This is a genomic window from Microvirga antarctica (genome assembly GCF_017921815.1).
Classification (GTDB): Bacteria; Pseudomonadota; Alphaproteobacteria; order Rhizobiales; family Beijerinckiaceae; genus Microvirga; species Microvirga antarctica.
On the sequence record NZ_JAGEMM010000001.1, the window covers coordinates 401,642 to 415,441 of the forward strand.

Genomic DNA, 13,800 nt, shown 5'->3' on the forward strand with positions numbered 1-13,800 from the left:
CCTGCCCCGATCACCCCCGGATGAGCGGCACCACCGACCTGACGCCGTGGCGGCATTTCAGCCTTTGGTTCGCGGCGACATCCTTCGCCGTGACCGCATTGCTGTTCGGGTTCGTCTTGGCCTTCGATCCCTATGGGCTGCGCGCCGCCCCGGGACGGGCAGCCTCCCCGCTCATGGATATCAACCAGCGCTTCATGTATCCGCAGATCGCACGCGGCGGCATCTTCGACTCGGCGGTCTTTGGGACCTCGACGGTTCGCCTTCTCGACCCGGCGCGACTTGATCGCGCTTTCGGCGGCGCCTTCGTGAATTTCGGCATGAACGCCGCGACGCCGTGGGAGCAGCTTCAGCTCGCGTCCCTGTACCTGAGGCGGCAGCCGGAGCCCCGCACTCTGATGTTCGGCCTCGACGAGACATGGTGCGCCGCCGACGCCGATGAAAAACGCCTGACCTTCCGGGCGTTCCCGCCGTGGCTCTACGACGACGACCCGCTGAACGATTATCCGGCGCTTCTCAACCTGACCACTCTGGAAATCGCCGGGCGGGTCGCCCTCAATCGCCTGGGGATGCTGCCGGCGCGCCTGCCGCAGAACGGCTACGAGATCTTCCTTCCGGACGATGCCGCCTACGATCTGGAGCGCGCCCGCATGCACATTCAAAGGAGCGGTTCCGGCATGGGGGAGATTGCGGCCGCGGCAGCCGTGGGCGCCCAGCCCTTCAAGCTCCCGGCAGTCGACTGGCTGGACGAACTTCTCGCAAGAGTGAAGCCCTCCACTCGCGTCGCCATCGCTTTCATGCCGGCCCACGCGGTGATGTTGCCACCGCCCAGCAGTGTCGACTTTCAGCGCGAGGCGGCTTGCAAAGCCCGCGTGGCGGATCTCGGACGCCGGCACGGGGCACTGGTCCTGGATTTCCGCCTTCGCTCGAACGTGACGACGGACGATTCCAACTATTGGGACGCGCTGCATTACCGTGTCGGCATCGCGGACCGGATCGTGGATGGTTTGCGGGACGCCGGGTCGACCGGGAACGCCGCGTCAGACGGCTTCTACACCGTGCTCAATCGTCCGCAGCCTTAGGCAGATCACCAAGCGGCTCGGCGAACCCATCGCGCTCGCCCTGCGCCCAGCCTTCCTTCACCTCACCGATGTGATCGGCGAGCCGTCCTTCCGCGATCGCCTTGCGCAAACCGGCCATCAGCTCCTGGTAATAGGCGAGGTTGTTCCACGTGAGCAGCATCATGCCGAGGATCTCGTTCGAGCGCACGAGGTGGTGGAGATAGGCTCGCGAATAGGCGTTGGAGGCCGCGCATTTCGACTCCGCATCGAGCGGGCGGGTGTCCTCCGCGTGCTTGGCGTTGCGCATGTTCATGCGGCCGTGGCGGGTGAAAACCTGCCCGTGGCGGCCGGCGCGGGTGGGCATCACGCAGTCGAACATATCGATACCGCGGCGCACCGATTCGACGATGTCGTCGGGCGTGCCGACGCCCATCAGATAGCGCGGCTTCTCCCGTGGCAGATGCGGCTCGACCGTCTCGATGATCCTCAGCATGACATCCTGCGGCTCGCCGACGGCCAATCCGCCAATGGCGTAGCCCTTGAGGTCGAGGGCTGCGAGTTCGCGGGCGCTTTCGATCCGCAGCGCGTCGACCGCGCCGCCCTGCACGATGCCGAACATCGCCTTGCCGGGCTGATCGCCAAAGGCGATCTTGCAGCGTTCGGCCCAGCGGAGGGACAGGCGCATCGCCTTATCGGCGACATCGTCCGCGCAGGGCAGCTTCACACACTCGTCGAGTTGCATCTGAATGTCCGAGCCCAGAAGGCCCTGGATCTCGATCGACCGCTCAGGCGTCATCACGTGGGTCGAGCCGTCGATATGCGACTGGAACGTCACGCCGGTCTCGTCGATCTTGCGCAAGGCAGCGAGCGACATCACTTGGAAGCCGCCTGAATCGGTGAGGATCGGATAGGGCCAGTTCATGAAGTGGTGGAGCCCGCCCAGCTTGGCCACGCGCTCGGCGCCGGGCCGCAGCATGAGGTGATAGGTGTTGCCCAGCACCACATCGGCACCCAGCGCTTTTACCTGGTCCGGATACATGGCCTTGACGGTAGCGGCAGTTCCCACGGGCATGAAAGCCGGCGTGCGGATGACGCCGCGCGGCATGCGGATTTCGCCGGTGCGCGCGACGCCGTCTGTCTTTGCTATCGTGAAGGTAAACTGGTCTGAGGTCATCAGGGATCCTGAGGCAATGGCGCGGACTGTGATCAACACAGTCGAACGGGAAAACGCGACCGTAAGCTGCCGCGCTAGACAGGGGAAGGCGACTTGCCGCTAGGCGGCGTCATCGCGGAACAGCAGGCTGGCATCGCCGTAGGAGTAGAACCGGTAGCCGGCGGCAATGGCATGGTCGTAGGCTGCCCGCATCTTGTCCATGCCGGCAAAGGCCGAGACCAGCATGAACAGGGTCGAGCGCGGCAGGTGGAAATTGGTCATCAGCACGTCCACCGCCCGGAACCGGTAGCCTGGCGTCATGAAGATGGCGGTGTCGCCGGAAAACGCCACGATCGTTCCATCGGGCTCCGCCGCGCTCTCGAGAAGGCGCAGGGAGGTCGTGCCCACCGCAACAACGCGGCCGCCGCGCGCTCGCGCGGCATTGATCGCTGAGGCCGTCTGCGCGCTGACGCTGCCCCATTCCGCATGCATCCGATGATCGGCCGTATCGTCGGCTTTTACTGGCAGGAACGTGCCCGCGCCGACATGGAGGGTGACGAAGTGACGGGCAATGCCGCGCGCATCGAGCTGTTGAAAGAGCGCGTCAGTAAAGTGCAGTCCGGCGGTCGGCGCCGCGACTGCGCCCTCGTCGCGGGCGTAGATGGTTTGATAATCGGCCGAGTCCTGGTCGTCGGTCGTGCGCTTTCCGGCGATGTAGGGGGGCAATGGCAGTTCGCCGAACCGGGCGATTGCCTCGTCGAGAACGGGACCCGAAAAGCCAAATCGGAGCACAACCTCACCGCCCTCCCCTTTTTCGAGAACCTCGGCATCGAGGCTGGTCAGTTCACAGGCGCTGCTCTCGCCGGCCTCCCCGAAGCCGATCCGATCGCCAACCAGGAGCTTCTTGGCCGGGCGCGCAAAGGCCCGCCAGCAATCGGCGCTCTCACGTTTGTGCAACATGATTTCGACCTTCGCGGAGGTCTCCTCGCGGGTGCGGATGCCGCGCAGGCGCGACGGAATGACCTTCGTGTCGTTGAGGACGAGAATGTCACCCGGGTGCAGCAGGTCGGCAAGCGCGCGCACGAGGCTGTCCTCGAAACCGGCATCGGGCCGGACGACGAGCATGCGCGCGGCGTCGCGCGGCTCGGCCGGACGAAGCGCAATACTGGTCTCGGGCAGATCGAAATCGAAAAGGTCAACACGCATGGGCGCTACCGTTAGCGGCACAGTTTGCCAGCGGCAAGCGGTGCGGGAACCGCATGGGTGCACAGCCGGCGACGCCGAATAGGCAAACGCGGTGGGAAAAGCGCGCCACCCTTGACGAAACACGAACACAAGTTATGTGTTATAAAATTACACATCTGGAGGCATTTGCGGTGGATGAGGAAAGGGCGAAAGCCGTGAGGGAGCGCCTCGCGGGCTACAGGGCGATCTGGCCGGATATCACGACCGAAAAAGGCGTGGCGGAAGCGGTCAAGGGCGGCGCTGCAGCGGCCGCCTACCTCGCGATATCGTACGCGCTGTCGATTGCGCTCTCCGTTTTCATGGGTATGGACGTCCTGCGGGCCGGCGGCGATGCCGCGGCGCTGATAAGCGTCAATGGCGTGCTTGCCGCCGCCGCGTTCTCCATCATGTGGTTGATCTGGAAGAAACACAGCATCGTGGCTGCGTCGCTGGGGTTGGCGTGGATCGCCTTCGAGGTCGCGGCCAAGGTGGTCTCGATGTCGGCCAACAAGAGCATGGTGGTCGCGATCTTTGCCCTGATCTTCAGCATCAATGGCCTGAGGGGCACGCTCGCTGCGCGACGCCGAGTGTCCGGCACGACCGAGCCGCAGGTCTAGACTCTTTCCGGTCCCTCCGGTGTTCGGCTGGAGGGACCGGGGAGCATGGTTTAGGCAGCGTCTGCCAGAACCTTCATCGACACGATCTTGTCGGGATCGCGGGCTGGCTCGCCGCGCTTGATGAGGTCCACATTCTCCATGCCTTCCACGACCTTGCCCCAGACGGTGTATTGCTTGTCGAGGAAGCGGGCGTCGTCGAACACGATGAAGAACTGCGAATTGGCCGAGTTCGGCGCCGAGGTGCGGGCCATCGAGCAAATGCCGCGCACATGCGGCTCGGCGTTGAACTCCGCCTTGAGGTCGGGCAGATCGGACCCGCCAGTGCCGGTGCCATTCGGGCAGCCGGTCTGGGCCATGAAGCCATCGATCACACGATGGAACACGATGCCGTCGTAAAAGCCCTTGCGGGCCAACGTCTTGATTCGCTCCACGTGGCCAGGGGCCAGATCGGGACGGAGCTCAATGACGACTTTGCCCTTGGTGGTTTCGAGCACGAGTGTGTTTTCGGGATCTGCCATCGGGGTCTCCTGTACTGGCATCAAAAGAGGAAGAACGGCGCGTCTGCCGCTCACATAGGTCTGGTGTCGCTAAAGCGGAAGATCATAAGACGCCCGGCGACTGCGCCTCCGAGCTTTTCCGTAAAGGGAAGCGGCGTACAGCGTTTGAACGCCTCTGTCACCGAGCGTGTGAAAGCCTCCCGCTGATCCTGATCACCGGCCCCTGGCCGGTAATAGGTGATCTGCGGCCGGCCGAGGACCTCGCCATTTCGCTTGAAGGCGAGGCGCAAGGTAATCTCCTGCCCGGAGAACCCGCTGCCAGCCGGCGCCTGCCAGCAGGCCCCAAGCGCCCGGAAGATATCCGCGAGGGTATCGATCCGTTGCAGGGATTCGTTGCTGCCCGGACGCACCACGCCACCCAGGTTCTCGGACAGACCCTGCGGCGGCTCGAGCTGCCGCTGCCGCTCATCGGGATCGCCGAAATCCTGAGCTTGCGCGAAGGCGTACGGAAGCAAGGACGCCAGTGCCAGTGCGGCTATCAAGCTGCCGGCTTTTGCTCCGCGTCCTGCCATCTCACGCAATCTCAGGAGGGCCGCGCCCCTACTTCGCGTCGGCAGCAATCTGCAGCTTCACGATCTTGTCGGGGCTCGTCACCATGCCGTTGGCGGCGGAATTGCCCTTCTTGATCTTGTCGGCCACATCCATGCCAGAGACGACCTCGCCGAAGATGGTGTACTGGCCGGTCAGCGGGCCGCACCCGTCATAGCAGATGAAGAACTGGCTGTTGGCGGAGTCGGGGCTCTGCGAACGTGCCATGCCGACAGATCCCCGCTTGAACTGGGTCTTGGAAAACTCGGCCGGAACGTTCGGCAGGTCGGACTTGCCCGTTCCAGTGCCGGTTGGATCGCCTGTCTGCGCCATGAAGCCGTCGATGACCCGGTGGAACACGATGCCGTCGTAGAACCCCTTCTTGGCCAGGGCCTTGATCTGCTCCACATGCTTCGGCGCGAGGTCCGGCCGGAGGCGGATCGTGATGCGGCCGTCCTTCGTATCGAGATAAATCGTGTTCTGCGGATCGGCTGCCTGCTGCGCCGCGGCGGGAATCAGGCTGGCAAGCACGAGCGCTCCGGCTGCGAACAAACGCTTCATCACAATGTCTCCTTGAAAGGGTGCGGCTTACCGCCGGTTGAATGTTTCTGTCAGGCGCGTGGCGACCCTCTCGGGCACAAAGGCCGAGACGTCACCGCCCATCCCGGCGATCTGACGGACAAGCGTGGCGGTGATGGGGCGAACGAGAGGCGAAGCGGCAAAGAAAACCGTCTGGATCTCCGGCGCCATCGCGGCATTCATCGAGGCCATCTGGATTTCATAGTCGAAATCCGTCCCGTCGCGCAGGCCGCGAACGATGAGCGTCGCGCCATGGCGTCGCGCCGCGTCGACGGCCAGATCCTTGAAGGTCACAGCCTCAAGAGTCGCGCCGCTTTCCGCGGCAACCGGGCCGCACACCAGGTTGATCAATTCGGCCCGTTCCTCGGACGAAAAGATCGGAGTCTTGGATGAGTGCACGCCGATGGCCATGACGATGTGATCCGCCACACGGCTTGCTTGCCGCACCACGTCCAGATGTCCGTTGGTGACGGGATCGAAGCTTCCGGTGAAGAGTGCGGTTCGGGCCATAAGGCTATGAAGTAGCTTGAGATTGGCGCGGGGGCAAGCTGAACGGCACCATTTCCCTAGGCACCCTCCGAGGCCGACCCGCCGCGCTGAACCATCCCGCAGGACTTACCGAGCGTAAGCTTGTGCGTTGGCGCACGCCCTTCTGTCCGTCCGCATGCGACAACACGGTCGACCTTGCGAAAAAGGAGGGTCTCATGTTCTTCCGCCTCTTCGTCGTCGTCGCGACTGCCGCCGTCGTCCTCAGCCCTGCCGCCTGGGCTACCTTCACCCACACATCCATCTAGCCTCGTCCGCTTGCCGTTTCCACAATCGTGGCCGGGACCAGCCCGGCCATCGAAAGCGATCGTCCCCTTCCCCGGAACCCCTTACTCAGGGTTTCGAGAGACGCACCACGCAACAGTTCTTGTCTCGCGTTACTGTTCAGCAGCGGTGGGTTCCGGGCTTCCCTTCATCAGGGCAGGAACACGCGGTCAGCTCTCGTTCTCGCCGTCCTCGGGCGCATCCTCACCTGGGCCGCCGTCAATGACCCCGCCCTCGTCGACGATTTCTTCGTCGTCGGCGGTGTCGTCCTCGCCCTCGATGTGCTCGACCGACACCACCCGCTCCTTGCCTTTGGTGGCAAAGACCGTGACGCCCTGCGAGTTGCGGCCGACCGTGCGGATGCCGTCCACCGGAACCCGGATCAACTGGCCGTTATCCGTAACCAGCATGATCTGATCGGAATTCTCCACCGGGAAGGACGCCACCAGTTGGCCGTTGCGGCTGTTGACCGCCATGGCCGTGATGCCTTTGCCGCCGCGGCCGGTGATCCGGTATTCATAAGACGACGTCCGCTTGCCGTATCCCTTCTCCGACAGGGTCAGGATGAACTGCTCGTGGGCGCTGAGTTCGGTATAGCGCTCCATGGAGAGGGCTTCTCCGGCGATCCCCTCCTCGTCTCCCGATTCGACCGCACCGTCACTGGGGGCGTCGGCGTTTGAGACTTCACCCATCACGGCGCGGCGCATCTTGAGATACCCTGCCCGCTCTTCCCCGGTCGCCGCCATGTGGCGCAGGATCGCCATCGAGATAATGGCGTCCCCGGCGGCCAGATTGATGCCGCGCACGCCCATGGAATCGCGACCCTTAAAGACACGCACCTCAGGGACGGCGAAACGGATGCACTGTCCCTTCGCGGTTGTCAGCAGGACGTCGTCGTTCTCCGAACAGATCTGCACGTCGACGATCGACTCGCCGGCATCGAGCTTCATGGCAATCTTGCCGCCGCGATTGACCTGGATGAAATCCGACAGCTTGTTGCGCCGCACGGTCCCGCGGGACGTTGCAAACATGACGTCGAGCTTGTCCCAAGTCGCCTCGTCTTCGGGCAGCGGCATGATCGTGGTGATGCGCTCGTCTTTCTCGAGCGGCAGCATGTTGACCAGGGCCTTGCCCTTGGCATTGGGCGCGGCAAGCGGCAGCCGCCACACCTTTTCCTTGTAGGCTTGGCCGAGCGACGAGAAGAAGATGACCGGCGTGTGGGTGTTCACGACGAAGAGCCGCGTGACGAAATCCTCGTCGCGCGTGACCATGCCGGCGCGGCCCTTGCCGCCGCGACGCTGAGCGCGATAGGTCGAGAGCGGCACCCGCTTGATGTAGCCGGCATGCGACACGGTCACGACCATGTCCTCGCGCTGGATCAGATCCTCGTCGTCCACGTCAGCTTCCCAGTCCATGATCTGGGTTCGGCGGGGCGTCGAGAAGGCGTCGCGGATCTGTGACAGCTCGTCCTTGATGATCGTCATGATCCGGATACGCGAGCGCAGGATCTCGAGGTAGTCGGAAATTTCCGCCGCGAGCTTCGAGAGCTCGTCGCCGATTTCGTCACGACCGAGCGCGGTGAGGCGCTGCAGGCGCAGCTCGAGGATCGCGCGGGCTTGCGCCTCCGAAAGGCGATAGGAGCCGTCATCGTTGATCTTGTGGCGCGGGTCGTCGACCAGCAGGATCAGCGGTGCGATATCCTGCGCCGGCCAGTCGCGGCCCATCAGGGCCTCGCGGGCGGAGTTGGGATCGGGCGCGGTCCGGATGAGGCGGATAACCTCGTCGATGTTGGCCACGGCGATAGCCAGACCGCACAGGACGTGGGCGCGCTCGCGCGCCTTGTTGAGCAGATATTTCGTCCGCCGCGATACGACTTCCTCGCGGAAATCGACGAAGGCCTTAATGAGATCCTTGAGGTTCATCAATTCCGGACGGCCGCCGTTCAGCGCCACCATATTGGCGCCGAAGCTCGTCTGCAGCGGCGTGTAGCGATAGAGCTGGTTGAGCACGACATCGGCCATGGCGTCGCGCTTGATCTCGATCACGATGCGCATGCCGTCGCGATCGGATTCGTCGCGCAGGTCGGAAATTCCCTCGATCTTCTTCTCGCGAACGAGCTCGGCGATCTTTTCGATCAGCGTCGCCTTGTTCACCTGATAGGGGATCTCATTGATGATGATCGCTTCGCGCTCCTTGCGCACGATTTCGATCTCGGATTTGCACCGCATGATGATGGAGCCACGCCCCGTCAGATAGGCGGATCGCGCGCCGGCACGGCCCAAGATCATCGCACCCGTGGGGAAGTCCGGCCCGGGGATGATCTGGATCAGTTGCTCGGTGGAAATGTCTGGATCGTCGATGAAGGCGAGGCAGCCGTCGATCACTTCGCCCAGATTGTGCGGCGGCATGTTGGTGGCCATGCCCACCGCGATGCCACCGGCACCGTTGACGAGGAGATTGGGAAAGCGCGCCGGCAGCACGACCGGCTCGTATTTCGACTCGTCGTAGTTCGGGCTGAAATCGACCGTGTCCTTGTCGATGTCTTCCAACAGCGGCATCGCCGCCCGGGTCAGGCGCGACTCGGTGTACCGCATCGCCGCCGGCGGATCGCCATCGACAGAACCGAAATTGCCCTGGCCATCGACCAGCAGCACCCGGAGCGCGAAATCCTGCGCCATGCGCACCAACGCATCGTAGATCGATTGGTCGCCATGCGGGTGATACTGACCCATCACGTCACCGACGATGCGCGAGGATTTCACGTGCTTCTTGTCGGGCGTGTAACCGCTCTCGTGCATGGCGTAGAGGATGCGCCGATGCACGGGCTTCAGGCCGTCTCTTGCGTCAGGCAGTGCCCGGCTGACGATCACGCTCATGGCGTAATCGAGATAGGAGCGCTTCATCTCGTCGACGATGGAGATGATCTTTACGTCGCTGGCCGGCTGGTCGCCCCCGGGGCCAATATCTTTCGGATCGGTCAAGGTCGGTCTTTCTCAAAACGCCCGTCTGCAAGGAGCGGCTGGAGCAGCCACCCTATACAGCTCGACCGCCACACGCGAATCCGGGGCGATTGCAAAAGGCGAATCCAAGTGAAATCAAACCTTTAGATGACTGACAACGGCGTATTTTTCAAGGCGTTTCGAGCGCTTATCCAAAGCCAGGCGGCATCTGCATCAAACGATTCGCGCCGGGTTGCCGACGCCTCTCATCTGCGAGGTTTATATACCTAATTCACCCGGAGATTTCCGAGGGCCGATAGGGTCAGGACGCTGCTTCCCCGTCTGCGTATCGGGGCTACCTGGCTATCATGCGAGAGGGACGGGACTCACGCTCTCAACAGAAGCGCCGTGGCATCATCGCTCACCTTGAAGCGCGGGAACAGGCGACCATCCGGGTCGATTTCCGTCTCGATATGGCGGGCCGTCGCGGCCAGGGACGCCAGCCCCTCGTTCAGCGCCTTTTGGACAAGCGCCTGCGCATCCAGGTGAGCGTAGAGGTCTACAAGTGAGGAAAATCCGTCGCTCGTGAGGAGGATGACCGTCCCGTCCTCACAGGGGACCCGGGCGTACCGGACCCGGTCTGCGGCGCCGGGGTCAAGCCCCAGCAGCGCAAGGCCGCCGCCCTTCTTCTGTCGCTCGCGCCGACCGGCGAGCCAGGTCTGAAACACCTCAGACTTGCCAATGTCCTTTGGCGTGCAGCCGCTTGCCGAAAGGAGTTCGGCCGCTTTCGCCATCTCGAATTTGCGCAGGTCCGGCGCATCGCCGACGGTCACGACGTGTCCGTCCAGGCCTCGCAGGAATGCGGTCGTGTCGGCAAAGGTCCAGACATCGAGGCTGTCGCCCTGTCGACGCACTAGGGTCATGGCCCCCACGGGCCAGGTCATGAAATCCAGGCGCTCGGGGGGAGCCCGGTGCATGAAGAGCCGTCGCGCCTCTTCCATCACATGCCGCAGGAGCGCCACTCCGTCAGCGGCCTGGGGCGCGAGATCGGACAGGCGCTCGCTGGCAAAGTCAGCAAGCCAGGCGGCATCGCTGTCTGCGTTCATGAGCGCAGGCGTGCCGGGAAAGATAGACGTGTCGATGACCCAAGCGTAGTCGCCGCTCGCCCCGCAGGAATCCTCGTTCGGGCGGTCATGAGACCCTGCCAGGCTGATCCGGTCCAGAACCGTGAACATCGTTGCGCAACCCCTCGCCAAAAGCTCTCGAAGAGGCCATAACCCATAGATCTCGACGAGGTCCAGCAGATGCTTCTCGACTACATCTCCGCCGCTCTGGTCACGATCCTCGTCACGCTCGATCCGCCCGCGCTGGCGCCGATCTTCGTGTCGTTGACCCGGGGCATGAACGCGGCAGAGCGGCGCCGGGTCGCGCTGCGGGCGGCGATTATCGCCTTCGGCATCCTGGCGTTTTTCGGCCTGGGTGGCGAAATCCTGCTTCGGCTTCTGGGAGTTGGAATTCCGGCGTTCCGCATTTCAGGCGGGTTGCTGCTGTTCTGGATCGCCTTCGAGATGGTGTTCGAGCGCCGCAACGAGCGCAAGCAACACACGGCCGACATCGCCATCACCGAGGATCACATCCGCAATGTGGCCGCCTTTCCCCTGGCGATCCCGCTCATGGCCGGACCGGGCGCCATCACGGCCACGATCCTTCTGGCGGGTCGGGCGGAGGGAAAGCTCGTTTATCTCGGCGCGCTCATCGCCATTCTGGCGCTCGGCGTCTTCAGCTGCTTTGCGGTTTTCATGGGCGCCGACAGGGTTTCCCGCTGGCTCGGCGTCACGGGCAACATCGTGCTGAGCCGCCTTTTGGGGGTGATCCTGGCGGGCCTTGCCGTCCAGTTCATCATCAACGGCGTCACCGACCTCATCCCCCTCGCGCGGCCCTGAGCGGGCTGGGTTGTCGGTCGCGACGGCTTGACACGCGGACTGACGCATTACCCGAGCGTTTCTAACAGACGTTTGATCAATTCCTGACGCGGTGCGATCGAGGAGATCAGGCCATATTCCTGCAGCGTGTGCGCGCCATCGCCGTCGATTCCCAGACCGTCGAGCGTCGGGATCCCGATGGCCGCCGTGAAATTGCCGTCCGATCCGCCGCCCGCCCGCGGGGAGGCTACCAGATCGATACCGATCTGGGACGCTAGGGATTTAGCGTGATCGAACAGACGTTGGGTTTCGGCGCTGCATTCGTAGGGCGGACGATTCATATCGCCCACCACGCTGACCTTGAAGTCGGGACTCTGGGCTTGGAGCGCGCGGATGGCCGCAGTGAGGACTTCGCCGTCAGACACGGTCTCGACCCGCAAGTCCACCGGGAATGTACAATGCTGCGGGATGGTGTTGACGGCCGTGCCGCCTGAAATCATGCCGACTGTCGTGGTAATGCCACGGGCATAGTCGGTCATCGCCTCGACGGCAAGAATCTGACGGGCCGCTTCGTAGATCGCGTTGCGTCCGTCGGGATGCCGCGAGCCCGCATGGGCGGGGCGCCCCTCCACATGGACATCAAAGCGACCGACGCCCTTGCGGGATGTGACGATCTTGCCGCCGTCCCGCGCCGGTTCTGTCACCAGCGCGAACGCCGATGCCCGACCGAGATCCTCGATAGTCGCGCGGGTCATCGGGCTGCCGATTTCCTCGTCCGGCGTGACGATGAACACCATCGGCCGCGCGGCGTCGCCGCTGCGGGCCACTTCCTTGAAGGCCTGGATGGCGAAATAGGCTCCGCCCTTCATGTCGTAGACGCCCGGACCATAGAGGCGGTCGCCTTCGATTCTGAGCGGCAGATCGCCCTTGATCGTGCCCACCGGATGGACGGTGTCCAGATGCGACATGATGAGAATCGAGGGCTTGTCCTGCTGCGGCCCCGCCCGCAGGATAAGCGCGTCGCCGAGTCCTTGCGAGCCGGGGATCCGCTCGACAGCGATGGGGGCATCGGCCACCTCCGCCGCCACGAGATCCATCATCAGGTTGACCCCCGCCACGTCGTTCGTCGGGCTCTCAGTGCGGATCCAGGTGAGCAGCGTGTCGAGCGAGGGCGATGAGAGGGTCATGGGGTGATGCCTATTATCTGCGCTTCCGGTGAGGTACCGTCTCGCTTCCCAAACATCAACCGCCGAAAGGCCTGCCAGCCCTAGAACGGGATGTCGTCGTCGATATCGCCGTATTTTGACCCGCCGCCCGAAGCGGGGGCGGAAGCCGGCCTGCGTTCCATGGGTGAGGAAGACCCGAAATCGCCACCGCGACTGATCTGCCCGCCGCCGCCCTGCTCCTCGGCGAAATCACCGCCACCGCCGCCGCGGCTGTCGAGAAGCGTGAGTTCGCCACGGAATCGCTGAAGCACGATCTCGGTCGTGTACTTCTCCTGGCCGGACTGGTCCTGCCATTTGCGGGTCTGAAGCTGACCCTCGATGTACACTTTCGAGCCCTTCTTCAGGTATTGCTCGGCAACACGGGCAAGGTTCTCATTGAAAATGACAACCGAATGCCACTCGGTCTTCTCCTTGCGCTCGCCGGAATTCTTGTCTTTCCAGTTTTCGGACGTGGCGATGCGCAGGTTGACCACCGGATCGCCCGATCCCATGCGACGCACTTCCGGGTCGCGGCCCAGATTGCCCACGAGGATCACTTTGTTCACGCTGCCGGCCATCGGCGTCACTCCCGTTCAAATCTCAGGGTGTCTTCTGCGGCGGGAAAGCGCCTGCGACAACCCGAAGGATCGATCTCTCCCCAATAAAAGGCAGGCAGCCTGAGAGTTCCGAACACGCAGGCCAGCAGGAGGCAGCGGACCGGATGGACGGTCCTCAGGGGCCTATGATTCGCCGAACCTCCGCCAAAGAGGCCTCGCAGGCGGCCTTGTCGCCGGCCGCGTCTGCCTGTCGGGCCTGAACCAGCGCAGCGGCGGCTGGCTCGAGGGGGATGCCCTCCCCCAGCTTCTCCTCCGCCTTGGCAATAGATTGCGGCGTCGGCTGGTGATGGAGTTGCGCAGTCTCCGCCTGCTTTCCAGTCGCGCCCTTCCCGGCCACGGAGTCGACGCGCTCATCGAGTCGGGCCTGCATTTTGTCGATGTCGACCGTGCACGGCCCGGCGATGGCAGCACCGACCGAAAGCACCATCGTCACCACGGCCCCGGCGAGGCGAAAACTTGTCATGTAGGTCCCCCGAATATTCGACCCCAGTCTACACCACAGAGCTTGTCAGCACATGGTTTGCTTAAAGGCCGAGGCCGATTTTGTCGCAGCGCCGACGCCCCGTAGGGCCGATTGCCGCATGTACTCTC

General features: G+C 63.7%; 14 protein-coding genes. 3 read left to right on the forward strand and 11 right to left on the reverse strand.

Annotated elements, in window-relative coordinates; translation table 11 throughout:
* Nucleotides 1-20: 20 nt before the first annotated feature.
* Nucleotides 21-1,079: a hypothetical protein gene (locus tag J4G32_RS01985; protein WP_210483620.1), complete on the forward strand. Its 1,059-nt coding sequence runs from the start codon at nt 21-23 to the stop codon at nt 1,077-1,079.
* On the opposite strand, the gene tgt is transcribed toward J4G32_RS01985, so the two are convergent.
* Nucleotides 1,060-2,232: a tRNA guanosine(34) transglycosylase Tgt gene (gene tgt / locus J4G32_RS01990; protein WP_210483623.1), complete on the reverse strand. Its 1,173-nt coding sequence runs from the start codon at nt 2,230-2,232 to the stop codon at nt 1,060-1,062. The genes J4G32_RS01985 and tgt overlap by 20 nt on opposite strands.
* A 99-nt stretch (nt 2,233-2,331) precedes the next feature.
* Nucleotides 2,332-3,417 (reverse strand): tRNA preQ1(34) S-adenosylmethionine ribosyltransferase-isomerase QueA, encoded by a 1,086-nt coding sequence (gene queA, locus J4G32_RS01995; protein ID WP_210483626.1) that lies wholly within the window; start codon nt 3,415-3,417, stop codon nt 2,332-2,334.
* A gap of 53 nt (nt 3,418-3,470) precedes the next feature.
* Here queA and J4G32_RS02000 point away from each other — a divergent pair, with 53 nt between their 5' ends.
* Nucleotides 3,471-4,052, forward strand: coding sequence for a hypothetical protein (locus tag J4G32_RS02000; RefSeq protein ID WP_210483629.1), 582 nt, complete (start codon nt 3,471-3,473; stop codon nt 4,050-4,052).
* Nucleotides 4,053-4,102: 50 nt separating this feature from the next.
* Here J4G32_RS02000 and J4G32_RS02005 read toward each other — a convergent pair whose 3' ends face one another.
* The 6 genes from J4G32_RS02005 to J4G32_RS02030 form a co-directional block, all read right to left on the reverse strand.
* Nucleotides 4,103-4,570, reverse strand: coding sequence for a peptidylprolyl isomerase (locus J4G32_RS02005; protein WP_210483632.1), 468 nt, complete (start codon nt 4,568-4,570; stop codon nt 4,103-4,105).
* 50 nt (nt 4,571-4,620) lie between these two features.
* Nucleotides 4,621-5,121, reverse strand: a complete 501-nt coding sequence (locus tag J4G32_RS02010) for a hypothetical protein (RefSeq protein ID WP_210483635.1) — start codon at nt 5,119-5,121, stop codon at nt 4,621-4,623.
* Between the two features lie 28 nt (nt 5,122-5,149).
* Nucleotides 5,150-5,698, reverse strand: a complete 549-nt coding sequence (locus J4G32_RS02015) for a peptidylprolyl isomerase (protein WP_210483638.1) — start codon at nt 5,696-5,698, stop codon at nt 5,150-5,152.
* A gap of 27 nt (nt 5,699-5,725) precedes the next feature.
* On the reverse strand, nt 5,726-6,226 hold the full coding sequence (gene coaD / locus J4G32_RS02020; RefSeq protein WP_210483640.1) for a pantetheine-phosphate adenylyltransferase: 501 nt from the start codon (nt 6,224-6,226) through the stop codon (nt 5,726-5,728).
* A gap of 470 nt (nt 6,227-6,696) precedes the next feature.
* A complete protein-coding gene (gene gyrA, locus J4G32_RS02025; protein WP_210485464.1) occupies nt 6,697-9,429 on the reverse strand; it encodes a DNA gyrase subunit A in 2,733 nt (910 codons plus the stop codon).
* Nucleotides 9,430-9,851: 422 nt separating this feature from the next.
* Entirely contained in the window at nt 9,852-10,700 is an 849-nt protein-coding gene (locus J4G32_RS02030; RefSeq protein ID WP_210483644.1) for a protein phosphatase 2C domain-containing protein, read from the reverse strand.
* Between the two features lie 69 nt (nt 10,701-10,769).
* On the opposite strand from J4G32_RS02030, the gene J4G32_RS02035 reads away from it, so the two are divergent.
* A complete protein-coding gene (locus J4G32_RS02035) occupies nt 10,770-11,408 on the forward strand; it encodes a MarC family protein (RefSeq protein ID WP_210483648.1) in 639 nt (212 codons plus the stop codon).
* Nucleotides 11,409-11,455: 47 nt separating this feature from the next.
* Here the strand turns inward: J4G32_RS02035 and J4G32_RS02040 are convergent, their stop codons facing one another.
* The 3 genes from J4G32_RS02040 to J4G32_RS02050 form a co-directional block, all read right to left on the reverse strand.
* Nucleotides 11,456-12,574, reverse strand: a complete 1,119-nt coding sequence (locus J4G32_RS02040) for a M20 family metallopeptidase (RefSeq protein ID WP_210483651.1) — start codon at nt 12,572-12,574, stop codon at nt 11,456-11,458.
* Between the two features lie 80 nt (nt 12,575-12,654).
* Nucleotides 12,655-13,170: a single-stranded DNA-binding protein gene (locus J4G32_RS02045; protein WP_210483654.1), complete on the reverse strand. Its 516-nt coding sequence runs from the start codon at nt 13,168-13,170 to the stop codon at nt 12,655-12,657.
* 154 nt (nt 13,171-13,324) lie between these two features.
* Nucleotides 13,325-13,672 (reverse strand): hypothetical protein, encoded by a 348-nt coding sequence (locus J4G32_RS02050; protein WP_210483657.1) that lies wholly within the window; start codon nt 13,670-13,672, stop codon nt 13,325-13,327.
* Nucleotides 13,673-13,800 lie beyond the last annotated feature (128 nt).

Bases quoted from the DNA above. Each gene is read 5' to 3' on its own strand.
- J4G32_RS01985 (WP_210483620.1), top strand. From the start codon at position 21: ATGAGCGGCACCACCGACCTGACGCCGTGGCGGCATTTCAGCCTTTGG.
- tgt (WP_210483623.1), bottom strand. From the start codon at position 2,232: ATGACCTCAGACCAGTTTACCTTCACGATAGCAAAGACAGACGGCGTC.
- queA (WP_210483626.1), bottom strand. From the start codon at position 3,417: ATGCGTGTTGACCTTTTCGATTTCGATCTGCCCGAGACCAGTATTGCG.
- J4G32_RS02000 (WP_210483629.1), top strand. From the start codon at position 3,471: ATGGGTGCACAGCCGGCGACGCCGAATAGGCAAACGCGGTGGGAAAAG.
- J4G32_RS02005 (WP_210483632.1), bottom strand. From the start codon at position 4,570: ATGGCAGATCCCGAAAACACACTCGTGCTCGAAACCACCAAGGGCAAA.
- J4G32_RS02010 (WP_210483635.1), bottom strand. From the start codon at position 5,121: ATGGCAGGACGCGGAGCAAAAGCCGGCAGCTTGATAGCCGCACTGGCA.
- J4G32_RS02015 (WP_210483638.1), bottom strand. From the start codon at position 5,698: ATGAAGCGTTTGTTCGCAGCCGGAGCGCTCGTGCTTGCCAGCCTGATT.
- coaD (WP_210483640.1), bottom strand. From the start codon at position 6,226: ATGGCCCGAACCGCACTCTTCACCGGAAGCTTCGATCCCGTCACCAAC.
- gyrA (WP_210485464.1), bottom strand. From the start codon at position 9,429: ATGAAGCGCTCCTATCTCGATTACGCCATGAGCGTGATCGTCAGCCGG.
- J4G32_RS02030 (WP_210483644.1), bottom strand. From the start codon at position 10,700: ATGTTCACGGTTCTGGACCGGATCAGCCTGGCAGGGTCTCATGACCGC.
- J4G32_RS02035 (WP_210483648.1), top strand. From the start codon at position 10,770: ATGCTTCTCGACTACATCTCCGCCGCTCTGGTCACGATCCTCGTCACG.
- J4G32_RS02040 (WP_210483651.1), bottom strand. From the start codon at position 12,574: ATGACCCTCTCATCGCCCTCGCTCGACACGCTGCTCACCTGGATCCGC.
- J4G32_RS02045 (WP_210483654.1), bottom strand. From the start codon at position 13,170: ATGGCCGGCAGCGTGAACAAAGTGATCCTCGTGGGCAATCTGGGCCGC.
- J4G32_RS02050 (WP_210483657.1), bottom strand. From the start codon at position 13,672: ATGACAAGTTTTCGCCTCGCCGGGGCCGTGGTGACGATGGTGCTTTCG.